Genomic DNA, 688 nt, shown 5'->3' on the forward strand with positions numbered 1-688 from the left:
CCACCACCCTGCCCGAGCTCTTCGAGGCCCAGGCGGCCCGCACCCCCGACGCCACCGCAGTGGTCTTCGAGGGCGGCGAGGGGGGTTTCGGGGGCGCTGCTCCAGCGGTCGAGGAGCCGGACGAGGCGGGCGCCGAGGTCGGTGGCGCGGTCGCGGTCGAGGAGGTCGGGGTGGTGGCTGAGCCGCAGGCCGAGCGTGGTGCCCGGTTCGACCACCAGGGTGAGGGGGAAGTGGGTGGTGTCGCGGAACGAGATCCGCGTGTCCAGGTCGAGGCCGGGCACGTCCAGGCGGTAGTCGCCCAGGGGGAAGTTCTCGAAGACCAGGTTGGTGTCGAAGAGCGCTGCCGCAGAGCCCGCCAGGCGCTGGATCTCGGTGAGCCCGATGTGGTCGTGGTCGAGCAGGTCGGCGCGCTGGCGCTGGAGGAGGCGGCACAGGTCGGTGAGGGAGGCGGTCGCCTCGACGCGGGCGCGGACCGGCACGGTGTTGATGAGCATGCCGATCATGTCGTCGGCGCCGGGCAGTTCGGCGGGCCGGCCGCTGACGGTGCAGCCGAAGACGATGTCGTCCTGGCCGGTGGTGCGGGCCAGCAGGGCCGCCCAGGCGCCCTGGACGACGGAGGTGAGCAGCAGGCCCTGCTCGCGGGCCCGCGCGGTCAGCGCCGCCGTCTGCTCCTCGGTCAGCCGGAAGG

1 protein-coding gene is annotated in these 688 nt (G+C 73.8%); it reads right to left on the minus strand.

Annotation, left to right across the window (positions count from 1 at the left end):
• Positions 1-688: condensation domain-containing protein (locus ACJA3G_RS38085; protein WP_406557561.1), on the minus strand; the 688-nt coding region annotated here is incomplete at both ends.

The organism is Streptomyces sp. YS-3 (assembly GCF_045257485.1).
Taxonomy (GTDB): domain Bacteria; phylum Actinomycetota; class Actinomycetes; order Streptomycetales; family Streptomycetaceae; genus Streptomyces.